Origin of the sequence: Devosia sp. Root436 (assembly GCF_001426345.1) — a bacterium.
In the GTDB taxonomy this organism is placed as follows: Bacteria; Pseudomonadota; Alphaproteobacteria; order Rhizobiales; family Devosiaceae; genus Devosia.
Window position 1 is genome coordinate 1 of record NZ_LMEM01000002.1, and the last position, 23,793, is coordinate 23,793.

26 protein-coding genes are annotated in these 23,793 nt (G+C 66.9%); 2 read left to right on the top strand and 24 right to left on the bottom strand.

What is annotated here, in order from left to right; all coding sequences use genetic code 11:
- Positions 1-181: 181 nt before the first annotated feature.
- Genes ASD04_RS03975 through ccmI form a run of 4 tightly spaced genes read right to left on the bottom strand, consistent with a single transcriptional unit; the run spans position 182 to position 4,132 of the window.
- Positions 182-622 (bottom strand): cytochrome c-type biogenesis protein, encoded by a 441-nt coding sequence (locus ASD04_RS03975; RefSeq protein WP_056252902.1) that lies wholly within the window; start codon positions 620-622, stop codon positions 182-184.
- Positions 619-2,589, bottom strand: a complete 1,971-nt coding sequence (locus ASD04_RS03980; RefSeq protein ID WP_056253268.1) for a heme lyase CcmF/NrfE family subunit — start codon at positions 2,587-2,589, stop codon at positions 619-621. Before ASD04_RS03980 ends, ASD04_RS03975 begins: the two co-directional genes overlap by 4 nt.
- Positions 2,586-3,050 carry a cytochrome c maturation protein CcmE gene (ccmE, locus tag ASD04_RS03985; protein ID WP_082530978.1) on the bottom strand — a complete coding sequence of 155 codons (465 nt, stop codon included), beginning with the start codon at positions 3,048-3,050 and terminating at the stop codon, positions 2,586-2,588. The genes ASD04_RS03980 and ccmE overlap by 4 nt, the downstream gene beginning before the upstream one ends.
- Entirely contained in the window at positions 3,047-4,132 is a 1,086-nt protein-coding gene (gene ccmI / locus ASD04_RS03990) for a c-type cytochrome biogenesis protein CcmI (protein ID WP_056252905.1), read from the bottom strand. Before ccmI ends, ccmE begins: the two co-directional genes overlap by 4 nt.
- 123 nt (positions 4,133-4,255) lie before the next feature.
- Between ccmI and ASD04_RS19575 the strand changes: the two genes are divergently transcribed.
- Positions 4,256-5,320 (top strand): hypothetical protein, encoded by a 1,065-nt coding sequence (locus ASD04_RS19575; RefSeq protein WP_056252908.1) that lies wholly within the window; start codon positions 4,256-4,258, stop codon positions 5,318-5,320.
- Complete coding sequence (locus ASD04_RS04000) at positions 5,317-7,308, top strand: FAD-dependent oxidoreductase (protein ID WP_162245100.1); 1,992 nt, start codon at positions 5,317-5,319, stop codon at positions 7,306-7,308. The genes ASD04_RS19575 and ASD04_RS04000 overlap by 4 nt, the downstream gene beginning before the upstream one ends.
- Here the strand turns inward: ASD04_RS04000 and ASD04_RS04005 are convergent.
- The 20 genes from ASD04_RS04005 to ASD04_RS04100 all read right to left on the bottom strand — a co-directional run bounded on the left by ASD04_RS04005 (position 7,305) and on the right by ASD04_RS04100 (position 23,791).
- Positions 7,305-8,513 (bottom strand): hypothetical protein, encoded by a 1,209-nt coding sequence (locus tag ASD04_RS04005; protein WP_056252913.1) that lies wholly within the window; start codon positions 8,511-8,513, stop codon positions 7,305-7,307. The genes ASD04_RS04000 and ASD04_RS04005 overlap by 4 nt on opposite strands.
- 118 nt (positions 8,514-8,631) lie before the next feature.
- On the bottom strand, positions 8,632-9,105 hold the full coding sequence (locus ASD04_RS04010; RefSeq protein WP_056252916.1) for a hypothetical protein: 474 nt from the start codon (positions 9,103-9,105) through the stop codon (positions 8,632-8,634).
- Positions 9,106-9,163: 58 nt separating this feature from the next.
- Positions 9,164-10,474 carry a HAMP domain-containing sensor histidine kinase gene (locus ASD04_RS04015; protein ID WP_244488247.1) on the bottom strand — a complete coding sequence of 437 codons (1,311 nt, stop codon included), beginning with the start codon at positions 10,472-10,474 and terminating at the stop codon, positions 9,164-9,166.
- A 242-nt stretch (positions 10,475-10,716) separates the two neighbouring features.
- Complete coding sequence (locus ASD04_RS04020) at positions 10,717-11,376, bottom strand: response regulator transcription factor (RefSeq protein WP_056252920.1); 660 nt, start codon at positions 11,374-11,376, stop codon at positions 10,717-10,719.
- 26 nt (positions 11,377-11,402) lie between these two features.
- The gene (locus ASD04_RS04025) at positions 11,403-11,696 is read right to left on the bottom strand and encodes a hypothetical protein (protein WP_056252924.1); all 294 of its coding nucleotides are present in this window, start codon (positions 11,694-11,696) and stop codon (positions 11,403-11,405) included.
- Positions 11,697-11,773: 77 nt separating this feature from the next.
- Positions 11,774-11,971: a type II toxin-antitoxin system HicA family toxin gene (locus ASD04_RS04030; protein ID WP_056252927.1), complete on the bottom strand. Its 198-nt coding sequence runs from the start codon at positions 11,969-11,971 to the stop codon at positions 11,774-11,776.
- A complete protein-coding gene (locus ASD04_RS04035) occupies positions 11,971-12,219 on the bottom strand; it encodes a DUF1902 domain-containing protein (RefSeq protein ID WP_056252931.1) in 249 nt (82 codons plus the stop codon). The genes ASD04_RS04030 and ASD04_RS04035 overlap by 1 nt, the downstream gene beginning before the upstream one ends.
- 102 nt (positions 12,220-12,321) lie before the next feature.
- Positions 12,322-13,089 carry a glycosyl hydrolase 108 family protein gene (locus ASD04_RS04040; protein ID WP_056252934.1) on the bottom strand — a complete coding sequence of 256 codons (768 nt, stop codon included), beginning with the start codon at positions 13,087-13,089 and terminating at the stop codon, positions 12,322-12,324.
- Positions 13,082-16,810 carry a glycoside hydrolase/phage tail family protein gene (locus ASD04_RS04045; protein WP_056252937.1) on the bottom strand — a complete coding sequence of 1,243 codons (3,729 nt, stop codon included), beginning with the start codon at positions 16,808-16,810 and terminating at the stop codon, positions 13,082-13,084. Before ASD04_RS04045 ends, ASD04_RS04040 begins: the two co-directional genes overlap by 8 nt.
- Before the next feature lie 115 nt (positions 16,811-16,925).
- Positions 16,926-17,384: an NlpC/P60 family protein gene (locus tag ASD04_RS04050; RefSeq protein WP_056252940.1), complete on the bottom strand. Its 459-nt coding sequence runs from the start codon at positions 17,382-17,384 to the stop codon at positions 16,926-16,928.
- Entirely contained in the window at positions 17,381-18,271 is an 891-nt protein-coding gene (locus ASD04_RS04055; protein WP_056252942.1) for a DUF2163 domain-containing protein, read from the bottom strand. The genes ASD04_RS04050 and ASD04_RS04055 overlap by 4 nt, the downstream gene beginning before the upstream one ends.
- Positions 18,268-18,888: a DUF2460 domain-containing protein gene (locus ASD04_RS04060; protein WP_056252945.1), complete on the bottom strand. Its 621-nt coding sequence runs from the start codon at positions 18,886-18,888 to the stop codon at positions 18,268-18,270. Before ASD04_RS04060 ends, ASD04_RS04055 begins: the two co-directional genes overlap by 4 nt.
- Positions 18,889-19,057: 169 nt before the next feature.
- Positions 19,058-19,606, bottom strand: a complete 549-nt coding sequence (locus tag ASD04_RS04065) for a phage tail tape measure protein (RefSeq protein ID WP_056252947.1) — start codon at positions 19,604-19,606, stop codon at positions 19,058-19,060.
- On the bottom strand, positions 19,596-19,784 hold the full coding sequence (locus ASD04_RS04070) for a rcc01693 family protein (RefSeq protein WP_056252950.1): 189 nt from the start codon (positions 19,782-19,784) through the stop codon (positions 19,596-19,598). The genes ASD04_RS04065 and ASD04_RS04070 overlap by 11 nt, the downstream gene beginning before the upstream one ends.
- Positions 19,781-20,095: a gene transfer agent family protein gene (locus ASD04_RS04075; RefSeq protein ID WP_056252951.1), complete on the bottom strand. Its 315-nt coding sequence runs from the start codon at positions 20,093-20,095 to the stop codon at positions 19,781-19,783. Before ASD04_RS04075 ends, ASD04_RS04070 begins: the two co-directional genes overlap by 4 nt.
- 154 nt (positions 20,096-20,249) lie before the next feature.
- A complete protein-coding gene (locus tag ASD04_RS04080) occupies positions 20,250-20,663 on the bottom strand; it encodes a phage major tail protein, TP901-1 family (RefSeq protein ID WP_056252954.1) in 414 nt (137 codons plus the stop codon).
- Between the two features lie 165 nt (positions 20,664-20,828).
- Entirely contained in the window at positions 20,829-21,236 is a 408-nt protein-coding gene (locus ASD04_RS04085) for a DUF3168 domain-containing protein (protein ID WP_082530982.1), read from the bottom strand.
- A 4-nt stretch (positions 21,237-21,240) separates the two neighbouring features.
- Positions 21,241-21,552, bottom strand: a complete 312-nt coding sequence (locus ASD04_RS04090; RefSeq protein WP_056252961.1) for a phage head closure protein — start codon at positions 21,550-21,552, stop codon at positions 21,241-21,243.
- 26 nt (positions 21,553-21,578) lie between these two features.
- Positions 21,579-22,145, bottom strand: a complete 567-nt coding sequence (locus ASD04_RS04095; RefSeq protein WP_056252966.1) for a phage head-tail connector protein — start codon at positions 22,143-22,145, stop codon at positions 21,579-21,581.
- Positions 22,146-22,570: 425 nt separating this feature from the next.
- Positions 22,571-23,791 carry a phage major capsid protein gene (locus ASD04_RS04100; RefSeq protein WP_056252969.1) on the bottom strand — a complete coding sequence of 407 codons (1,221 nt, stop codon included), beginning with the start codon at positions 23,789-23,791 and terminating at the stop codon, positions 22,571-22,573.
- Between the last annotated feature and the right edge of the window lie 2 nt (positions 23,792-23,793).

The window sequence follows — 23,793 nt, forward strand, 5'->3', positions numbered from 1 at the left end:
AATCGATCCGACACCGCAGCCGCGATCTGGGTCGCCATCCAGATCGCGGCATCCAAAAGGATGGCACGAGCTAACCACAAAGCGCTAATACAAGGGCTACTTATAGCTCGGCGTTCCAGTAGCCTCATGGTGAGGTGCGAGCTCTTCGCGAGCCTCGAACCACGAGGGCGTGGCAGAATGCCTACTCCAACTCTTCCAGCGCCGCCTGTTCTTCCGCGCTCAACCCAGCCTCTACCGCCCGGCGTCTGCGGCCGACCACCAACAGCGTGCCCAACCCAATCAGCAACAGTCCAGGCGCCGCAATCCACAGCAGGATGGTGTGGCTGTTCACCCGCGGATTGAGCAGCACATATTCGCCGTAGCGATCCACCAGATATTGCCGCACCGCCTCGTCGCTGTCCCCCGCCAACAGCCGCTCGCGCACCAGCACGCGCAGGTCTTTCGCCAGGTCCGCATCGCTGTCGTCGATGGACTGGTTCTGGCACACGAGGCATCTGAGGCCCGCCGAAATATCGCGGGCCCGTTGCTCCAATACCGGGTCATCAAGCACTTCGTCCGGGCTCAGCGCCATGACTGGCGTCACGAGGCAAAGGGCCAGCAGGAGCGCGCGGAGCCAGATCATTCGGCGGCCTGCGGCGCGGATTTGGCGCGGCGCGGCGCGCCAACCCGCAGTTTGCGATCGGTGAGCGACAAAAGCCCAGCGCAGGCCATGAGGATGGCGCCCAGCCAGATCAGGGTGATGTAGGGCTTGTGCCAGATGCGGACGACATGGGTCTCGTCCAGCGGCTCGCCGAGCTGGAGATAGAGCTGGGAGAAGCCATAGGTCTCGATGGCCGCTTCGGTGGTCGGCATGCCTGATGCCACATAGGTCCGGCGGTCGGCCAGCATCTGGCGCGTGCTGCCATCGGGCGCGGTGACAGTGAAACGGCCCTCGTCGGAGAGGTAGTTCGGCCCCTGCACGGCCTCGAAGCTGTCGAAGGCGATGTTATAGCCGGACAGTTCGGTGCTTTCGCCCGGATTGAGCGTGGTGACCCGTTCGGTCTCCCAGGCCGAGGTGGCGACGATGCCGAGCACGGTGATGCCGATGCCGAAATGGGCGATGGCGGTGGACCAGGCCGAGCGCGGCAAGCCGATCAGCCTGCGGCCGCTTTCGGCCAGCGGGATGCGGCCGAGCTTGCTGCGGTCGACCAGTTCGGCGATGGCGCCGAACGCCACCCAGAAGCCGAGCAGCAGGCCGAGCGGGGCAAGCGAAATGGTGATGCCGCTAAGCGCGGAAATCAGAATAGTGGCAAACAGCGCCAGGGCGGCTGCGCCGATCAGCCTTTGCGCCGCACCGACGATATCGGCGCGCTTCCAGGCCAGCAGTGGTCCGAAAGGGAGCACCAGCAGCAGCGGCGCCATCAGCGTGCCGAAGGTGAGATTGAAGAAGGGCGCGCCGACCGAAATGGTGGTGCCGGCCAGTGCGTCGAGCAGCAGCGGATAAAGCGTGCCGACCAGCACCGCGCCGACCGATGTGGCCAGGAACAGGTTGTTGAGGATCAGCGCGCCCTCGCGACTGACCGGCGCAAACAGCCCGCCTTGCCGCAATGTCGAGGCGCGGAAGGCAAAGAGCGCGAAGGCGCCGCCGATGACCAGCGCCAAAAGCGTCAGGATGACCAGCCCGCGCGTCGGATCGCTGGCAAAGGTATGGACCGAGGTCAGGATGCCCGACCGCACCAGGAAGGTGCCGAGCAGTGACAGGGAAAAGGTGATGATTGAGAGGAAGATCGTCCAGATTTTCAGCGCATTGCGCTTTTCCATCACCAGCGCCGAATGGAGCAAAGCCGTGCCGGCCAACCACGGCATGAAGCTGGCATTTTCCACCGGGTCCCAGAACCACCAGCCGCCCCAGCCGAGCTCGTAATAGGCCCAGTAGGAGCCCATGGCGATGCCCAGCGTGAGGAAGGTCCAGCTCAGCATGGTCCAGGGCCGCACCCAACGCGCCCAGGCCTGGTCGATACGCCCCGAGACCAAAGCAGCGATGGCAAAGGAGAAACAGATCGAGAAGCCGACATAGCCCGCGTAAAGCAGCGGCGGATGGATGGCGAGGCCGATATCCTGCAGCACCGGATTGAGATCGTTGCCTTCAAGCGGCGCCGGAATGAGCCGGGCAAAGGGGTTCGAGGTGAAGATGGTGAAGCCGGCAAAGGCCGCCGTCAGCAGGCTCTGCGTCGCCAGCACCAGCGCCAGCAGGTCATTGGGCAGCCGGCGGCCGAAGGTGGCGACCATGGCCCCGAAGGCCACGAGGATGAAAATCCAGAGGACCATCGAGCCCTCGTGATTGCCCCAGACGCCCGAAATCTTGAAGATCAGGGGCTTGAGCGAATGCGAATTGTTGGCCGCCAGCAGCAGGCTGAAATCGGAGCTGACGAAGGCCTGGATCAGCGCCGCAAAGGCAACCGCGACGAGGATGAACTGCAGCACCGCACCCTGGCTCAGCACCAGCGCGATGCGCTGCCCCGACCGCCAGAAGGCAAAGCCGCCCACCGCCGAAACCGCGGCAATGGCAAAGGCGAGGATAAGGGCGAAATGGCCGAGTTCGATGCTCATTCCGGCCGCCATTCGCCGCTGGCTTTCAGCGCGTCCACGACCTCTTTGGGGATATAATTCTCGTCATGCTTGGCCAGGACATTGGTGGCCATGAACGTGCCGTCCGGCCCCAGGCTTCCCTCGGCCACCACCCCCTGCCCTTCGCGGAACAGGTCGGGCAGGATGCCGGTATAGCGCGCGGCGATATCCCTGGCCCCATCGGTGACGGTAAAGCTGTTGTCCTGCCCCTGGCGGACCCACGAGCCATCCTTGACCAGCCCGCCCAGGCGGATCGGCGTGCCCACGGCAACCTCGCGGGCGGCGATGTCTGATGGCGAATAGAAGAAGACGATCTGGTCGCGCAAAGCCACCAGCACCAAGGTCGTCGCCAGCGCGACCACCACGGCGAGGCCGGCAATGACGGCGAGCCGCTTCTGCTTGCGCGACCAGCCCTGCTTGCGGATGGCTGATGGCATGGTCATGGCTGCGCTCCGTTGAGGGTGAGGCCGGCGCCCAGCGCCAGCGTGTCGAGATCGCCCCGGTCGAAAGCCTGCGGATAGGCCGCCACGGCATCGTCATAGGCCGCCTGCGCGCTGCCGGTATCGTCCAGCACCAGATAGGCGCGCACGAGCTGCGTCCATTCCTCGATGCTGCCGCCCTGGGTGTCGAGCCGCTCGGCCAGGCCGCCGACCATCTGGCCGATCATCTCGGATTCCTGCGCATTGGCCGGCGCAACGCCGCCATTCTGGGCCACGGCAAGTCCCTGCTGCGCCGCCGGCAGCCAGGGCTCGTCGCCCTTGGACAGAGCCAGCGCCGCCTGCCAGGCCTCCGCGGCGGCAGGATAATCCCCGGCGCGGGTGAGTTCGGCGGCGATATAGAGCCGCGACAGCACATGATTGGGGTCCGATGCCGCCGCGGCCCGCAACAGGTCCATGGCTTCTGCCGAACCGGCCCCATCAGCGCCCAGCATCAGCGCTTCGGCGAGGCTGGTCTGCAGGTCCGCCGTCGGCTCGCCCAGTTCCATCATCCGGCGATAGGCGCGCGCCGCATCGGCATAGCGGCCCATTTCGAGATAGGCCGGGGCGATGACGGTCCAGCCGCGCAAATCGTCGGGATTGGCGGTGAGCTGTGCCTCGATGCGGGCAATGGCGGTTTCGAGGTCGATCTGCTGGGCCGCGGCGTCGCTGCGGCCGGCCAGCGGCTGGCTCGGCAGGTCCGGGCTGCCCAGCACTGCATAAAGCCCCAGCGCCAGCACGGCAACGCCGGCCAGGCCTGCCAGCAGCGGCGCTTGGCCAAGACCATGCGGGGTGGCGGTGGCTCGGCCGGCCTCGGCCTTGAGACGCAGGATTTCGCGCGCCAGCTCGCCCCGCGCCGCTATCGCCTCGGGCTCGCCCAGCTTGCCGGCAGCGACGTCGGCGTCGATCCCTGCCAGCACGAGGCGAAAATGGCTGTTGGCATCGTCCAATTCGGGGACTGCCGCGTTGACCGCATGCTGGCCCGCTGCGTAAAAAAGTGCAGCGCATGCAATGGCGGTAACAGCGATGGCGATGAACCAGAAAAGCATGGGGCCTGGACGCATAACGCCGGTACGCGGCAAGATGAGGCCATCTATAAGCCCAATGTGGCGAAAAACCACCAAAACACGAGATCGTGGGGCGGACGCATTGCCACAGGCGCGCATTGCCGCATGAGTGAGACCCGTGTCGATTTTGTCATTATCGGATCGACGCCCCTTGCGCGGCTGGTCGCAGGATTGCTGGCGTCAGCGCATGGCAAAAGCGTGGTGTTTTCCGGCGAGAGCCAGTCGGGCTACCGCCTGCCGCGCGCCATCGACCTGTCGGTCGCCCCAATCACCCGCCCAGAAAGCTGGGCCCTGCTCAAGGCCGGCCTGCCCGAAGCGCTGAAGCTGCTGTCGCGCATCGGCGGACGCGGCGCCTGGTCGCGCGTCGATCCGATCTTCTTTTCCGAAACTCCTGCTGGCAAGGAGGCCCTGGCCCATATTCGCCACATGGCGCTGGCCTTCGGCCATGCGGCCGAACTGGTGCCGGCCAGCGCCATCGGTCCCGGTCGCAGTGGTCTGCTACTGCGCGATGCGGTGCTGCTGCATCGGCCGACGCTGGAAGCCGGCCTCGATCGATGGCTGGACCTGCAAGGGGTGCGCCGCTGCCGCGAGGACGAGACGCTGACGGTGCGCAGCGATGGCAGCGCGGAACTGGCAAGCGGCGAGGACCGCATCGAGATCGGCCAGGCCGTGCTGGCCGACGATGCCGCTGTCATCGACCATGTCCCTGCTTCGCTATGGCCCGCTCTGCTCACCCGCCGCGTGACGAGCACGATCTTTACCGAACCGACACGCCCCATCGCCGCATCGGTAATGCACCGGCTCGATACCGGCCTGACGCTGGTGCAGCAGGCCGGGCGCGGCATCGCCGCCATCGGACCGGGCGCCATCGACCCCTTCGCCGCGGCGCTTGGAACCTTGCTGGGCAGGGAGCGCGAATTCCGGCAGGCGGGCCAATCAAGCTACGAGGCGCTGGCTACCTCGGATGCCGCGCCGGCCGTGGGCCGGCTACGCGGCAGCGGACCCGACATATTGGCGGGCCTCGGCCCCAGCGGTGCCTTTCTGGCGCCGGCCATCGCGCGCTGGCTTTGCGGCATGGCCGATCCCGCCGAAAGCGCCTGGCTCGGCGCGCGGCTGGTGGACCGCAAGGCGGCAGCATCGCCCGTCGCCGAATATGGATGGGCCGCATGACAAGCCAGCCCGGCCGCCTCGGCATCGCGCATCAGCACCATCTGCAGGGCAGCGCCATAGATCGGAACCGCCCGCTGCAATTCCGGCTGGATGGCCGGATCGTTTCCGGCTTTGCCGGCGATACCGTGCTCAGCGCCGCGCTGGCCTCGGGCATCGATGCCGCGGGACGGCGCGACGGGGCGGCGCTGGCGCTCTCGGCGCGGCATGCCCCGGCCATTACCTTCGCGGCATTGGCGGGCGATCATCAGCGCGCCCTGCCGATGGAACGGACGCTCGCCACTGACGGCGCCGACTATCTCACCACCGCACAAAAGCTCGGGGGCAATATCCTTGCGCGCCTGCTGCGGCGCGGCGGCCGCTCGCTCGATATCGACCTCGACCGCCCCGATGCGCTGGCGCGGCCCTGGCTGGGCATGCCGGCGGCGCCGGGCCCCGAGGCCGATCTGGTCGTGATCGGGGGCGGCGTTGCCGGCCTTTCAGCTGCCCTGGCCGGTGCCAGGCGCGGCCTGCGCGTGGTTCTGGCCGAGGCCGCGCCGCTGCTGGGCGGCAAGGCCCGCCTGTTCGGCACGCAGGAAGGCGAGGAAACGCCCGACGCGGCCATTGCGCGCCTCGTTGCCGCCATCGCCAAGTCAGACGCCATCACCGTGCTGACCGCGGCCGAAGCCTTCGCCCTGCGTCCGGGCGCGGTGCGGCTGCATCATGTCGAAATGCCCGGCGGCACGCCAACCGGGCGGGTCATCGACATACATGCGCCCCATATCGTGCTGGCCACCGGGGCGCTGGAGCGCCTGCCGCTGTTTCCGGGCAACCGCCTGCCCGGCGTCATCGGCGCGCTCGATGCGTTCGAACTCGCGCAGCTTTACGGGCTGTGGCCGGGCTGGTCGGCCCTCGTCGCCACCAGCAGCAGCCCGGCTTACCGGCTGGCCATGCTGGTCACCGATGCCGGCATCACCGTGCCGCGCATCTTGGACTCACGGCCGCATCCGCAGTCGCGTTTCATCGAATTCTCCAAGGCCTATGGCATCACCCTGGCAGCAGGGACCATCGTCGCGTCGGCCGCGCCGGCGATCCGGGGCAATGGCATCGTGGCCATGCCGAAATTGTCGATGGATGGCTTTTCGCGCGCCGAGCCGCCATTGACGGTCGACCGGCTGGTGGTCTGCGGCGGCTGGCAGCCGGACCTGACATTGTGGCACATGGCCGGCGGGGAAAGCGCGTGGAATGCGGGCGGGACGCGCCTCGAAGGGCGCGGCGGCCCGGCGGGAACGGTCCTGGCCGGCAGTGCCGCCGGTTGGGTGAGCCGCAGCGCCTGCCTCGCCAGCGGCAGCGATGCCGTCGATGTATTGCTCGGCCGCCAGCGGCGGCTGGTCGAGGACCGGCTGATCGATCCGATCTACGAGACGCCCGATGCCCCCGCTTGGGTGGGCGACGAGCCCGACGAGGCGTCCCAGCCCGTCTTTCTCGATGGTGGCTGGCGCCACATCCAGCGCCCGCGCCGCGTCGCGTCGCGCTGGCCAGCCTGGTTGCCCTTCGCACCGAGGCCGCCCGGATGGTCCCTCGCCGATACGCCGCAGCCGCTTGATATCGCCGATATCGCCGCCGGTGTGCAACTGGGCGCCATCCCTGCGGCCAGCGCCGGCATCGTGGCGCAGGAGCGCGTCGCCATGGTGGCAATCGAGAGCGACCAGGACGATGAAAGCCGGCGCTTAGCCAGCCCCCTGCCCTTGCCGCCATCCTATCTGGCCGCACGCTATGCCGGCGCGGCGCTCTGGCTGGTCGTGCCCGACGACGCGCGAATGCTCGATGTCGGCGCGCTGATCCATGCCAATGCCGATACGACCGATCCGCTCAAGGCCATCGGCGTCGTGGTCCGGATCGTCAATGGCAAGGCGGTCGCCCTCGTGGCGGGCAGCGCCGGCCAGACCGCCAGCGTGCACGAACCAGGCCGGGCCGTCGGCATCAGGCTGGTGGAACCTTACCGGGCCTAGCTGCGGCGCTCGGCAGCGGCGCGGGCGCGCTTCAGCGTTTCGGCATATTCGGGATTGAAGCGGACTTCGGCCATCTTGATGCCGGCATCGAGCCGGGCACCGATCACCGGATCGGCCGGATGCTGCCGGATCAAATCGAGATTACGCTGCAGATGGACTTCCAGCGCCTGGCCCGTCTGGCTCCAGGCCTGCTCGAACAAAGCGTTCAGCGCCAGCGAGTCGCGGCATTCGCGGATGGTCGCCAGCAGGTAGACGCCATTGATGGCGGCGAGGATCCGGTCATTGTCGAGCCGGTCGCTGCCTTCGCGGCCGCGGCGCATGGCCTGATTGATGTCGGCGACCACGTCGCGCAAGCGCGGCTCGATACGGTCCGATACCTGCTTGGTGATGGCCGACAACACCATGGCCCAGCGGCTGCCGCGGGCAAATTCAATATAGCCGCCCAGCGACCGCACCAGCCGGTGGAAGCGCTCGAGGCTGCGGCAGACGAGGTCGATATCGGCAAAGGCGCCCATCGGCTGCAAAATATGAATCTGGTTCTGCGCATGCGCCAGGATGGCGTCGATCACCGGGCTGAAGCCCATGCGAATCACGGCAACCTCTGTGGCATTGCCCGAAAGCTTGATGATGGTGGTGATAAGCCGCGTCGGATTGGCGATTTGCCCAAGGGCGGCATGAAACAGCAGCGAAGCCAGCGCCGGGTCCTGCAGAGGCATGGATTGCAGCGCCACGCCGAGCGCGCCGTCTTCGCCTATGGCGTTGACGGCCTTGCCGAAAGCCTGCGCCTTGGCCAGCAAGGCCCGGCTGCGCAAGGCCATCATGATGGCCGGCAGGGCATCGCGGGCCTCGGTACTGCCGAGGGCGGCGCGCAGCCGCCGGTCCTTTTCCTGATCCTTAGCGGCCGCGGCCAGCGCGTCCTTCATGCGGGTCAGCACGTCAGGCAGTACGACTTCGAGGTCTTTGGCCAGGAAATTGCCGTTGGCGATGCCATCGGCCGAGATCAGGTCGGGGCAGAGATCGCGGTAGACCCAGGTCCAGCCAGCCTCGGCATGCGCGCGCGAAACCGAGCCGGCAAAGGAAAACGGCACCGGATCCTGCACCAGGATCACATCGATGACGCCGGCAAACGGACGGCCAGCGGCCCGGCCCGCCCGGCGGGGCGCGGCAGAGGCCGGCAATTCACTGTGGTTGGCGGCTTGAGACATCGACGCAGAGGGTTTGGAAAACGAGTTCGTCCCAAACCCTATAGCGCGTTGGTAAACAATCCTTATCCGGAAAGGTCGCGACCTTTATCCTGGGCCGGCTGGAATCCGGGAACCTTTCTTAGGCGGCGCCCTGCACCACGGCCCAGTTGCCGTTCTGCTCGCGGCAGGCGGTGCCCTTTTTCACATAGTCCTGGCCATTGGCTTTGACGGTGTGGGTGAAGTCGCGGCAATCGAGATTGTTGACGCGGACATAGGGCCCCACTGCCACCGTACCGGTCGTGCCCTTGTCGCCGGCCCACTGGCGCGGCGCACCGGGGCGGCCGAACTGCAAGGCATAGAACTGGGCGCTGTTGGCCTCGGCCGAATCCTTGGCCGTCATGATCGCCAGCGCGGCCGGATCGACGAAGCCATTGGCGACGCTGGTGGTCAGCAAGGCCTGCTGGGTCGTCTGTGCCGGCGTCGCCACCAGCGGCTGCGGCGTTACGGGCGCCATCACCACCGGGGCCTGCGCCACCTGGGTCGGACCGGTACTGGCACAGCCGGCCAGGGTCAAAGCAAGCAGCGGCGCGGCGAATAGGGCGATGCGGTTCATGTGCAATATCTCGTGGTCGTTGTAATGGCTCTTGTTGTCGTAATGCGGCGAAAGTGCGTCAGGTTGCGTTTGGTCTGGCCATGGCGCCAAGGCGTGCCGTCGGTAGCCGCAGTTCCACCAGCAGCCCGCCCAGCGCCGAACGCTTGAGCGCCAGGCTCCCACCATAGACATCCACCAGTTCCTTTACGATATCGAGCCCCAGCCCGCTGCCCGGCGTTTTCTCGTCCAGCCTGACACCGCGGCGCAACACTTTCTGGGCGTCTTCCTCGGAAAGGCCGGGGCCGTTGTCGTCGATGCGGATCAGCAGCATGGTGCCGGTGTCGCTGCGTTCGGCATCGAGCCGCACCCCCACCTGCCCCTTGGACCATTTGCAGGCATTGTCGAGCAGGTTGCCCGCCATTTCCTCAAGATCGGCCTCGTCGCCGCGGAACCACGGCAACGAAGCGTCGGGACGCTGGAAAGCGATGGTGCAGTCGGGGTTGATCTTGCGCATCACCCGCGTCAGCCGCAGCATGATCATGGTGGGGTCGGCCTTCTTGCCAACCACCGAGGTCCGGGCCGCCAACCGGGCGCGCTCCAGATAGGTCGCGACCATGGTGCTCATTTTCTCGCTCTCGGCGACCACCACATCGGCCAGCGCGCCCTTGCGGGCCGCGGCCTCGTTGCGCAGCACGGCGATAGGAGTCTTGAGCCCATGGGCGAGGTTGCCCACCTGGTTGCGCGCCCGCTCGATGATCTGGGCGTTGGAGCGCAGCAATTCGTTGACCTCCTCGGCCAGCGGCGCGATTTCGCGAGGATAGGTGCCGGTCACGGCGACGCTCTCGCCCTCGCGCACGCTTTCGATGGCGGCGCTCAGCCGGTCGATGGGTCGCATGGCGAAGCGCGCCACGATGGCGCTCATGATCGCCAGCATCACCCCCACCGCGCCGAGCACGATGAAAGCCTGCCCGCGGAAATCGCCCACCAGTTCGAGAATTTCGCTGAGATTGCCGGTGACCACGATCTGATAGGTGGTCGGCGCCAGCGTCACCGCACGTTCCACCACGCGCATGCGTGTGCCGAACACGTCGTCCATGACGGCCGTGCGGCGGCCCCGTGCATCGGCCGCGCCGGACATGTCGGGCAGGTCGATGCCCACCACCGAAGTCGAGAGATTGTAGAGCGTGCCGTCGGCATCGCGGATGGCCCAGTACCAGCCCGAGCGCGGCCGGTCGAAGCGCGGATCGCTGAGCGCAATATCGGCGCTCGAGGGATCCCCCGCCTCCAGCAGCGCCCCGGCCAGGCTCTCGACATGGAACTCGAGCGTTTCCGACAGCGAGGTATCGAGCGCCCGCGAATAGAGATCGGTCAGCAGAAAGCCGGTGGCCACCAGCGCCAAGATGAGCCACCCCGCTGACAACCAGAACAACGAAGCTGCGATAGAGCCCTTTCTCACTCTTCACCTCTCCCTTTGGGGGAGAGGTCGGCCGAAGGCCGGGTGAGAGGGCCTTTGCTAGGTGAGGTGCGTTGGGAAGGCCCCCTCACCCGACCCGAAGACGGGTCGACCTCTCCCCCGAAGGGAGAGGTGGCGAAGCGGCGCCTTCCGTGCCAGTGCACTTGCCCCATGAAGGCCTAGTCCTCAGCGATCTGGTAGCCCAGCCCGCGCACCGTCTGGATGCAATCCTCCGGCAGCTTCTTGCGCAGGCGGCCGACAAACACTTCGATCGTATTGCTGTCGCGGTCGAAATCCTGGTCGTAGAGGTGCTCGGTCAGCTCGGTCCGCGAGATGACCTTGCCCTTGTGATGCATGAGATAGCTCAAAAGCCGCAATTCGTGGCTGGTTAGCTTCACCGACTGGCCATCGACCGTCACCTTGCCCGAGCGGGCATCGAGCCGCACCGCGCCGGCCACGATCTCGTTGGAGGCCAGCCCGGCCGCGCGCCGCACCAGCGCCCGAATGCGCGCCAGCACTTCTTCCATATGAAACGGCTTGGCGACATAGTCGTCGGCACCGGCGTCGATCCCCTGCACCTTGTCGCTCCAGCGGTCGCGCGCCGTCAGCAGCAGCACCGGCGTCGTCTTGCCGGCGCGGCGCCATTCTTCGAGCACCGAGAGCCCGTCCATCTGCGGCAGGCCGATATCGAGCACGATGGCGTCATAGGGTTCGGTATCGCCGAGGAAGTGTCCTTCCTCGCCATCGAAGGCCACGTCGACCGCATAGCCGGCCTCGGTCAGCGCTTCCTTGAGCTGCCGGTTGAGATTGATATCGTCTTCGACAACAAGAATACGCATTGCAGGCCCCCGGATGCGTCTATGCGTTACTGCGCGCCCAGAACCAGGTTCTGCGCTTCCCCCTCGGGAGTCAGTACGCCGATAATATAGACGAGCCTGCCGCCTTCGTCACATACCTGAACGGAAAGGATTTCTGCGCTGCCATCGACACCGGCCGAAGCCAGCACGTCATAAACCGACATGATCTGGCCGGACGACACCGCTTCCTGGATTTGCAACTTGTCGAGGCAAGCCTGCGCCTGCGCCGGACTGGCCGCAGCCAGCCCGACCATCAACGCGACGGCGATCGAAGCAAGCAATTTGGGGGTCAAGGTTTTCATGCCGGCAACTTAGGACGCTGTTGCTGAATGGGACATGAATGAGGCAGGAATGCCGAATCTTCGCCTTTTCGTAGCATTCAGAAGTGAATGTCTACTCCCGCCTGCTTCATCACAGCATTAGCGGTATGGCGGGACAGCGTGCCCTTGTCCACCGTGAATGTACGGCTTGTGATTGGGCTATACCATATCTCATGGTCGCCCTTGCCTTGGCGGCGATACTCGCAACCGGCGGCTTTCAGGGCCTCTACGATCTGCCGGTAGAAGCCCTGACCCATTAATGCGCACGAGCCCCATCGAGACGGAACTGGGACTGGATACACACGTCAATGAGTTCGCCGGGATGGCCGGCATCCGCAATGAGGTGGGCATTGTCCTCCAGCAGTTCTGGCGCGACGGCCAGAACGCGTTCCAGCAGTTCATCAAGGGTCGCAGCCTCGGTGACAAGGCCCGGAATGTCGTCGCTTGTGGCGACCCAGACAGACGCCTCGTCGTCCCACTCGGCATTGACCAGAAGCTTTTTCATGCTGGCTCCTAACTGCGGCGAGTTCAAGCACGAATATATCGGTAGGACAAGACATCTGAACAAGGCATGAAACTGAGCGGGCCTCCCACGCGCGGTACGCCCTCACACCTTCCCCAAATCCCCCTTCAGCCCCTTGCGCAGGAACAGCACAGCCAGCGCTTCCATGATGAGGTGCCCCGCCGAGCTGCCATCCAGTGCAGGCAGGTCGAGGCCGAGCATTTGCGCCAAGCCCGCCACCAGCATGAAAATGGCGACGATATAGGTCCGGTAGCCGATGAGGATGTCCATGAGAATTCTCCAGGTTTGAAGGTTTGTCGAAGGCGCCGCCGACGTTCCGGCAGCGTCGAGCGCAGCCGCCCGCACCGCTGCCACGCGGGCGGTCCAGCCCTTGCCGAAAGTGGCAAAGGTCGGCAGGCGATTGAGGAAGGCCAGGCGCCGGTCGCAGAGCGCGCCGATCAATGCGCCGAGCCCCTTGCGGTTGGCATAGGTTTCCACCGCCCCGAGCGTCAGCGGCCCCACCTGCCCGTCGGCCGCCACGTCGAGTTCGGCCTGCAAGGTGCGTATGGCGCGGTCGGGACCGGAATTGACCGCGTAGTCGAACAGCGCCAGGTCGAGCCCGGCAGGCAATTGCCCGGCATGGCTGCGATCCCAGTAGCTTGCCCGATAGATCTTCGCCGCCTCGGGCCTTTGCAGGTCCATCACCGCGCTCTTGGGCAGCTTCCACCACGGCGAGACCATGCGCCAGCGCGCCAGCGTCTTGTGGGTGATGCCCATATTGGTGGCCCCGCCGGGGTCGGCCGGATGGTCGGCATAGCCGCCCTCCTGTCGCAACACTTCGTCGAGGCAGATATCGAAACGGCTTCTAGCCATGAAATTCCCCCTCTGCGGCATGGCCTTCGCCCAGCACCGCGCTCAGTTGCGCCACCGTGAAATCGAATGAATCCGGCGGCGCGCCGAAATCGGCCAGCTGCTCGGCGCTCGAATAGCTCGCCGAGGGCAGGCTGGTTTCCACCACGCGCAAAGCCGTCGCGCCATCGAGAATCGTCAGCCGATAACGCTCGGGCACATGCTCCAGCGGACTGTCGACCACGCCCCAGCCATCGCCATCGGCCCGGCTGCGCCGCACCCAGCGCAAGCCGATATCGCCGCTGCCGTCGCGCACCGCCCGCAGATGCACCGGCGCCAGCGGCAGGGCCGGCGCTGGATCGGTCTCCACCACCAGGCTCGTGCCCGCGATATCGGCAGCTCCGGCATAGACGCGAAGATCCCGCGCCTCGCCCAGCAGCCCCGGCTCGACCGGCAGCGTCACCGTCCGCGTATCGAGCACCAGCACCCGCCTGCCGACACTGGCCGTGCCGGCCTCCGTCCCCTCGAGCCCGCGCAAAAGCCGGCTCAGGCGATAGCGCCCCGCCGATACCAGTTCGGCCTCGGCAAAACCGATCGCCTCCCAGCTGCCGTCATCACTCTCCACCGCCAGCCGGTTGCTGCCCGACAAGGCGGCCAGTGGCTCGGCCGAGGCCAGATGTCCGGCCAGCAGCGTCACTTCCACCACATTGCTTTCGTCCCAGACCGCCACTGGCCCCGGCAACAATGGCGTCGCCACCGTCCCCAGCACCCCGCGCCGCGGCAGGGTCGCGACCACCGCGCCGGTCGTGTCATCCACCAGTTGCACATTGCCCGGCCAGGGCTGCGCATAGGCAGCCACCACCAGCCGCGAGCGTGTCACATCGCCCGGGAGCGGCGGCAGCTGCGCCACCGTCACCACGGGCAGCGAGCGCGTCTGCGCCCCGCCAGCCGAGGCCAGCGGCCGATCGATATCCGTCGCGATGGCCCTGCCCGCAGGCAAGGTCCTCGCCGTCACTTTCCGCATCAATCCATCGCGGATTTCGCCGATCTCGAACGGCCCCTCGGCCAGCCCGCCGATCTCGATCACGTCGCCCGGTTCCAGCGCCAGCGCCGCAGGCGGCAGGCTGAAATCGAGCACCTCGCGCTGCATGCTGTGGCCATCGAGCATCCGCTCCGCCGCCAGCCGTGCCCCCGAGCCGTCGAGCGTCATCGCGCTCGTCTCGCCCATAAGCGGTCCTGTGCCGCCATTCAGCGCCGTTACCGTACCGGTCAGATAATCGCGCTCACGGTCGAGATAGGTCAGCGCCAGCCGTCCCGGCGTCTCGGCCGGATCGCCGCGCCGGCGCGCCAGAACCGCACCCTCCCCCACCGCCAGTTCATCGGCATCAAGCGCCACCGCCTCGGCGCGGCGGCCCATGCCCAGATGCAGCCCATCCACGCCGTTGCGCAGGCTCAGCCCTGTCGACGCCAGCAGCGGCTCCAGCGCCTCGCGCGCCGTGGTTGCCGTGCCCAGCACCAGTCCGCCCACCAGGGGCGCCGCCGGTTCGGCGCTCAGTTCCACGCCATGATCTGCCGCTATGGCCTCGGCCAGCTCGTCGCTGGCCATGCCGCCCAGCCGCCCGGTCAGCCAGTGTCCGTTGCGATGGTTGGGGCCGTCGGCCCACACCTCGGTCAGCGCGGGAAAGGCCGGATAGGGCCGCGCATCCCAGGTCCACAGATACATCCGGTCCATATCGACCATGCCGGCCGGATTGTTGGCCGCATCGCCCCACCATGCCTGATGCGCCCGCAATACCTGCCGCTGGATCAGCGGATCGGGGGTGCCCGCCGAAAAATACGGCCGCCCGCTTTCGGCGCTCTTGGGATCGCCGAAAATATTGGGCTGGTTCGCGCCCTTGTCGACCGCGCCACAGCCCAGCTCGGTAAAGACCACCGGCTTCGAACCTGGCGCCCAGGCCGTGGGAAACCCGTTGCGCACCCCGCCCGGCCGGTCATGGTGCGCCTGGCTCCACCAGCTGCGGATATCCTTGAACCGCCACACCCATGGCTCGCCATAGGCCCCATCGGTGATCGGCGTCCTTGCCTGGGCCGCCCGATCGGCATCGCTGGCATAGAACCAGTCATACCCCTCGCCGCCCGCGACATTGCCCTTGAGATAGTCGAGGTCATAGCCGTCCGCCGACAGCGCGGCATCGGCATGCCCATGCCCGTCCCGCCAATCGGCCAGCGGCGTGTAATTGTCGATGCCGACAGCGTCGATATTGGGCGAGGCCCAGAGCGGATCGAGGTGAAAGAATTTCTCGCCGCCGCCGGGCTGATAGCCCGAATATTCGCTCCAATCCGCCGCGTAGGTCAGCGTCGTCCCACTGCCGACCACCGCCCGCACGTCAGCGGCCAGCGTCACCAGCTCCGATACGAAGGGAAAGCTGTTCCCCGCCCCGCGCACCGTGGTCAGTCCGACCATTTCCGAGCCGATGATCAGCGTATCGACGCCGCCCGCCGCCACGGCCAGCCCGGCATAATGCAGCGCCATCTGCCGATAGGCCGCAGCAAACGTGGCCACCTGCGCCGCCGCTGCCGCCGTCTGGTCGGGCGAGCCCGGCTGCCCCGGCGCCGGATGGCAGGTGATCCGCCCGCGCCAGGGGTAAGCTGCCTGCCCGCTCCCCCCATAGGGGTCGGGCAGGCCGTTCCCACCGGCAATGTCCATCATCACCATGGGATAGAGCGTTACGCCCAGCCCGCGCGCCTTGAGGTCGGCAATCGCCGCCAGCACCGAGCTATCCGATGGCGTGCCGCCATAAGCCGCGCCGCCACCGTGGCTCGATACGACAGGCACGTCGCCGCGCCCCAGCCCGGCCACGCTCCACGCGGCGCCCAGCACCGTCCGTTCCGCCGCCTCCACACGCGGCCCGATGGCGCAATGCCCGCAGCGCAGGTCATCGCCGAACCAGGCCACGACCAGCGCCACATGCTCGAGATTGGGGCACAGGGCCACCAGCTCGTCGATCGATGCCGTCCAGTCGCTCACCGTGGCCGACACATGGGTATTCTCACCCAGGGTCTGCCCCGGCCCGGCCATGCGGACCCGCGGCGCCGGGTCATAGCCGAATTCCGTCGCTCCGGGGATGACAGTCACCGCGCGAATGCCCGGCTCCAGGTCCCCCACCACCCGGCACAGTTCCACCGACAGGTGCGGAATGCGGTTGCCGAACCGGTTGAGCGGCAATTGCTCGACCACCAGATAGCAAAGGCCGCGATATCCGGGCGCCACCCCTTGCGTCGCCTCGATCAGTCCATCGGGCAGTTGGTCCTCGGTGCCGCGATAGAAGCGCAGCGTCAGGCCCTCGGTATCGAGCAATTGCCCATCCGCCCAGATGCGCCCCAGCCGCTGCACCTCGCCCTCGCAAAAGGCCACGGCAAAGCTGGCGCCGACCACGTCCTCGTCCGGCCCCTGCCCAAAACCCTTGGCCCCGGCATTGTGCGCCGCCAGCAGTTCCAGCTCCCGAGCCCAGATGATGTTGCCCGATAGCCGGCTCCAGCCATAAAGCCGCGGCACCGCCCCGCCTTCGCTCGATCCCTGCAGCCTGATGTCGTTGCCAACGGGCGTGCTCTTGTCGCCAAACAGCAGCCCGTCCACCGCGCTGCCCGCCAGCGCTCCCAGCGCCCGCCCCACGGTCGCGCCCAGCGGCCCGCCCACGAAGCCGCCAACAAATTGCCCGGCAAGCGAAAGCGCGAGAGTGGCCATGTGAATATATCCTTTGAAGTCGCCACCTCTTCACCTCTCCCTTTGGGGGAGAGGTCGACCCCCTTGGGTCGGGTGAGGGGGCCTTTTCTGGGTATGGAGCGAGGGGAAGGCCCCCTCACCCGCTGCTGCGCAGCGACCTCTCCCCCCAGGGAGAGGTAAGAGGAAACCGGAACCGCGCCGATACCCGCCGCGCCCAGGCTTCCGTCAAATTCGCCTCGACCACACCCAGCCGCTCCTGCGCATGGATGAACCGCTGAGGCCCCACCAAAATCCCGCAATGCTTGGCCTCGACCATGCCGCCGAGCCGGAACAGCACCACCTGGCCCGCCTCCATCGGCCCGGTCTCTGCCACCAGCAGCGTCTCCGCCGCCTGCCGCAGCGCGCCGGCATGGGTTGGGTCGCGCATATCCGCGCGATAGGCCGGCATCGCCATGGGCTCGGCACCATGGAGCGCCCGCCACACGCCGCGCAACAGCCCCAGGCAGTCACATCCTGCCCCAGCCCGCGATGCCTGGTGCCGATAGGGCGTGCCGAGAAATTCCCGCGCCGCCGCGACCACCTCGCCGCCGCTCATTTCACCACCGCCCGCCCGTCCAGCGCGTCGCCACTGCGCGGATGGCGCAGCACGAAATCGCTGCCCGGAATATGCGGAAAGCCGCGAAAATTGACCGCATTGGCGAATTTGTCCCTGCAGCTGGCAAAACGCCGGTCGCATCCCGCCGTCACTTCAAGCGTATCGCCGACCGTCACCCACTGCCCCACCGCCACGCCAAAACCCAGCACATCGCCATCGGCCGCGCGCTGATGGCTCACCACCCCATCGCGCAGCCCGCTCCGCTGTCCGTCCGTCCATTCGGCGCTGCCGAAGCCGAACCAGCCCTTCTCGAACCCACCCAACCCCGCCACCACGACGCGATGGTCGTCATCCACCGCCGTCACCGTGGCAAAGCCGCGATAGGCCACATCCGCCAGGTCCACCCCGCACCGCGCATCGCCCACCACGGCGTCGCACAGTCCCTGGTAAATCCGCCCGCGCGTGGCATTCAGCCCCTGTTTCGCCGAACGAAGTTCCGCCCGGAACACATTGTCTTCACGAATGATTTCGCCGATCGTGTCGCTGCGCAACTTCACCCGCTGGCTCACATCGGCCCAGTTGACCCGCCAGGTCTCCACCAGTGCCCCGTCATAGCGCCCGAGCAGGATATCGTCCTCGGCGATCGCCTCTGCGGTCAGCACGCCCAGCACCTCCGATGTCTCCACCTGCGCCCCCAGCCGCGCCGGCACTTCGCCGCCATCCAGCCCATGCGCAGGCACGAAATCCACGCCGCCAAAATTCAGCGTCCGGTCATGGTCGGTAAAACCCAGCACCACGCCATCGCCGCGCACCAGCTTCCAGCAGGTGGCCAGCGTCGTCTCGCCCTGCGCCACATGCGCTGCGAGGCCGATATCGAGTGTTCTCACGGCAAGATCTCCACCAGCGGAATGCTCGGCGCATCGGCCCCGTCGAAACTGGTCAGTTCCACATCCAGCCGGTCGGTATCGAAGCGCACCGGCACGTCGAACAGAAACCCCGCCGTCACATCGGCCCCATCGTCCGGCGCCACGGTGAACGTCACGACGCCCGTCGTCAGTTCCACCGCCCAGCCGCCAGCCAGTTCCACGCCCGCCACCGCCACCTTCACGCTCCCCGCAACCGGCCGAGTGATCGGCCGCAGATAGGGATCGAACGCCGCGCCATAGCGCTTGCTCAGCTGAAACGCGGTCCTGCTGCCATCGCCGGTGCCGATGACCTGGTCCAGCGCCGCCGGCACCGCGCCGCCGCTGGAAAAATCCAGCCCATCCCGCCACAAAAACCCATGCAGCCGGCCGCGCCTCTCCTCGAAAAACGCCAGCACCGCCGCCATATCCGCCCGCGATTTCACCCCATAGCCGGCATTGTAGCGCCGCCTTGAATGCGCCCATCGCCCATTGCGCTGCTCGCGCCCGGAGGCCAGCGTCACGACATCGGTCTTACGCTCCGGCCCGCCCCGCGCCCCGAGCGCGACATCGAGCGGAAAGCGGATGGGATGAAAAGCCATGAGAAGTCTCCCTTCTTTTCCTCTCCCCGTCGGGGAGAGGGTGGATCGGCCAAAGGCCGAGACGGGTGAGGGGGAATCCATCAGCGACCACGACCGGCCCCCTCATCCGGCGCTGCGCGCCACCTTCTCCCCGACGGGGAGAAGAATAAGCCGGCCTGTCGAAGAAGCCTCAGCTCCCCCGCGTCCCGCGCCTCACCGCCCGCAGCAGCATCGCGCTCAGTTCCGCCTCGCTCGCCGCAAAGCTCCGTGCGTCATTGGCCGTCACGTTGAACGTCACCTGCACGGCCCCGCCGCCACCGGCCACGCCCAGCCTGCCATCGGGGCCGCGGGCCAGAGGCATGATCGCCTCCGGCCCCGCTTCCCCCGCCAGGCCCTGCCCCGTGCCCAGCGGAAAGTAGCTCGGCGTCGCGATCACCCCGCCCTTGGCGAAGGGTGTCACCGTGCCGAGCGCCGGATTGGTTCCGGCAAACAGATTCCCCACCAACCCGCCGACCAGGTCACCCAGCGGCTTGAAGGCGGCCTTGAGCGCGATATCGGCAAAGCTGCGCGCAATATCGCCCAGCACCGATTTCAGCGACTTCCCCTCCAGCAGCGCCCCACGAAATCCGCTGCTGATCGAGCGCGCCACGCCATCCGCCAGGTGCTCGATGCGCTCCAGTTCGACGGACACGCTGTCCAGCTCATCGCGAAAACCGTCGGGAAAAAGCTCATCTGCCATCGGGAAAACGCTCCATCAATCCATTGAGGTCATCGCGCCCCAGCGGCCCGCGGTCCCCGATCACCGCGCCCCAGGCCGCGGCCAGCTCGCGCGGCGTCATGCGCCAGAAGTCCCGCGGCGGCAGTTGCAGCACGCCCAGCCCGAAACGCATCGCCGCCTCCCAGGGAAACGGCGTCATGCCGCTTCCCCGAATGTCGCCCGCAGCAGCCGCGCCGCAATCTCCGCCGCGCCCTTCAGCCCGCCCTCGATGCTGAACCGCGCCAGGTCGTCATCGGTTATCGCATTGCCCCCGCCGCGCAGCCCGGCCCCCAGGATCGCGGTCAGATCCCGCGCCGAAACCCGGCCGCTGGAAAACCGTTCGGCCAGCCCCACCAGATCCCCCGCCTGCAACCGCGCCTCCAGCTCGGCCAGCGCCCCCAGCGTCAGGCACAGCGTGCGGGTCTCCCCGCCGATAACAGCGTCGATTTCACCGCGTTGCGGAATGGCCATGAGTTGATTTCCCGATCTTGAAGTCTGCCTGCCCTCCCCCTTGAGGGGAGGGGTCGGGGGTGGGGGTCCATCAGTGGACCACAGAACCACCCCCACCCTCATTCCCTCCCCTCAAGGGGGAGGAAGGCGAAGGCACCGCCGCCGGCGCATAACCTTAAATTGCCGCAAACGTCACTTCGCCGGCGCTTTCCAGCGCCAGGTCGAACGTCACTTCCCCGGCATGATCCGCCGCGAATTCCAGCGCCACGATCTGGAACGGTCCGGCCACCGTGCCGAAATCGGGAATGATCAGCTGCCAGTTGCGGATCGTCCCGGCAAAGAACAGGCTGCGCACCTGTGCGTCCGAACTCGTGTCCTTGAACACGCCCGCCCCGCTCACCGAGGCCCGCTTCACTCCGCCGCCGGCCAGCAATTCCCGCCAGCGCCCGGCGCTGTCCTGGTCGGTGGTGTCCACGGTCGCGGCATTGAACGCCAGCGCCCGCGTCCGCAACCCCGCCACCGTGAGAAAGCTCCCCGACCCCGTCTGGTCGAGCTTGAGCAGCATATTCTTCCCGCTCTGAGCGGCCATGTTTGATCTCCGAAGTTTCCACAATCCACCGGATCTCCCTCTCCCCTTGAGGGAGAGGGATAGAAAATCCTCGTTCAGAGGATTTTCGAGGGTGAGGGGTTCTCTCCACGAGTCCAATACTCGTGGAACCAACCCCTCATCCGCCCCTTCGGGGCACCTTCTCCCTCAAGGGGAGAAGGGAAGTTCGCTCATAAACCGCAATCCCACCGCCGCCCGCGCCAGCCCGGTATCCTTGTCGATCACCGTCTCCGTCCGCACATGCTGGCGATGCGTCACCGTGATCCCTGCCGCGGCAAAATCCATCGCCACCGCTACCACGCGCTCGGCCATGTCCAGCGCCCGCTTGCGGCTGGGCTGGTCACCCCAGCAATGCAGCAGCAGCCGATGCTCCTGCCCCGGCGCCGCGTCGCCATCGCGCTGGATCATGTCGTGCCGCGCGATCACCACATAGGGCGCCGGCCGGCCATTGGGCGCGGCGTCGAACACGCCATCCGGCCCGACCAGCGCCACCAGCGCCGCATCATCCTTGAGCGCGCCCACCAGCGCCCCCTGCAACTGACTGATCGGATGCACCGCCCTACCCCGTGAAACTGGTTTCGCTGCAGGTGCAGCTCAGGTAAGCCCGCCGCCCGTTGAGGTCGGCGGCGCTCACCACATCGAGGTTCCGCCCGCGATAGATCATGCGGTCGCCCGGCTTCACATCATTGCGAAACCGCACGACGACCGAGTGAGAAATTTCCACCGCCCGCCCATCGGCACTCGTGCCCTGCCTTCCGGTCAGGCTGCGCACCCGCGCCCACAGGCTCGTCACCGGCACGAACAAAGCCACATGCCCGCCCTCGGCCTCGCCGGTCATTTCCCGGCGCTTGAGCTGTATGCGGTCGGTCATTGTGCCGACCGGTGGCACGCGCTCGCTCACAGCCGCACCCGCTTGTAGCCGGCCACCAGGCGATCGAAGCCCGATGGCACCACCGCGCCCGATCCGGCCACGATCACCGCGTCGCGATGCTCGAACCAATAGCCGACCAGTGCCAGCAATGCCTGGCGCATATCGGCCGGCACATCCTCCGGCTCCGTCCCGAAGCCGGCGACATAGTCGACTTCGATCCCCTGCCGCTCGCGCAAAACCGGCATCCCCGCCACATCGGCCGGCAGCAGCAACCGGTCGGGATCGCTCAGGAACTGCGCCAGCGGCACCTCATGCGCCGCCCCGTCCGCGTCATAGGCATTGATTTCCGTCACCGCCATGAATGGCGTCACCGGCAGCTTCACCACGCGGTCCGCCGGCCAGTCGTCGAGCACCACGCGCCAGCTCTGCGCCAGCAGCGCCCGTCCCGTCACGCCCTCGACATGCAGCCGCGCCGCCCCGATCAGCGTGGCGATCAGCCCGTCCTCGGCCGTGTCGTCGACCTTGAGAAACGCCTTGGCCTCGGCAAGCGAAACCGGCTCCTCCGCGGGCCCCGCGAGAAGATAGGAAGTCATGTTTTTGCCTTTTGGTTTTGGTGGCACGCCCTCGTGGTTCGAGGCGCTGAAGAAGCGCACCTCACCATGAGGGCTACTTCCGACTCTGCGTTCCGTGAGACCTCATGGTGAGGTGCGAGCTCTTCGCGAGCCTCGAACCACGAGGTCGGGCATACCGCGCCCCCACCACCCCCGATGTCATCCCGGCGAAGGCCGGGATCCATCTCGAGATCGCGCCACAGCCGCAAGGTGGCTCGACCTCGCGGCGTGTTGCTCCACCTCAGGATGGACCCCGGCCTTCGCCGGGGTGACACCGTGGATGTGATAGTTGCAGGTCAGGAGGGCACGACGCGGCCGAAGGAAGGGCCGTCAGCCTGAGTCAGATAGAGTGGAGCTCCGAGCACCGGAGCGCAGGGGCTTCACTCTAGCTGGCCGGGATCACAGTCCTACGAAGCGGCGAATTTCAGCAGCTTGATCGCGTCATAATCCGCGATACCCCCGCCGACCCTCTTCGTCGTATAAAACAGCACATAGGGCTTGCTGCTGAACGGGTCGCGCAGCACGCTCACGCCCTGGCGATCCACGATCAGGTAACCCCGGCGGAAATCGCCGAACGCCACCGACAGCGAATTGGCCGCGATATTGGGCATGTCTTCGGCCTCGACCAGGTCGAAGCCCATGAACCGTGCCTTGCCGTCCGCCGTCAGCGCCGGCTGCCACAGATAGTTGCCGTCGGCATCCTTGAGCTTGCGCAAGGCGCCCTGCACCTTGCGGTTCATCACCCAGCTCGCATTCTGGCGATAGCCGGCCTTGAGCGCATAGACCAGGTCGATCAGCACGTCGCTGGCATTGCTGACCGGCAGGGCACCGGCCAGGCCGGTGGCGACATAGCCCAGCTTGCCCCATTCCCAGCTGCTCTCGGCCACCGTGGTCACCGCCAGGAACCCGGTCGGCTTGTTGGTGCCGTTGCCGGTGACGAAAGCCGTGGTTTCCTGCGCCGCGAAGGCCGCGTTGACCTCGTCGGCAATCCACTGGCCCACATCCACCGCCGCATCGTCGAGAAAGGCCGAGGTGGCTGCCGGCATGGCATAGAGCTCGGTGGTCGGATAGCTGAGCTCGGCCAGCGTCTGCGAATTGGTGGTCGGGCGCGCAGCCGTTTCGCCCACCCAGCCGGTGGCCGGGCCGCTCACCGAGACCGGTCGTTTGTAGACCGAACCCGACACCTGCCGCACGCCTGATATGGCGCGGATCGGCGATACCGCCGTCATCAGCCGGGTGATCTCCGTTTCGGTCTCGACAGGCACCACATAGCCGCCATCGGCATTGACGCCCACCGACAGCGCCTTTTCCTCGCCGCGTTTCACATAGGCAGAAAAGGCGTGCTTGTATTCGCCGTCGTCCTGGGCGGCCTTGCCGTCCAGCAGCGGGCGGGCGCGTTCCACCAGCGCGCGGTCCATCGCCGCCTTCTGGCCGTCGAGCACGGCATTCAGCCGCTCGATCTTGCCCTCGATCAGCCCATCGGCCGCGCCGCGCTTCTCGATCTCCTTGAGGCGCTGGTCGTTGGTGGCCTTGAATTCCTCGAAGGCGCGCGAAAATTCCGCAAAGAGCGCGCCAACGTCGCTCCCTGCGCCGGCCTTGGTTTCAAGCCCGTCACTGGTCATGTCCATGC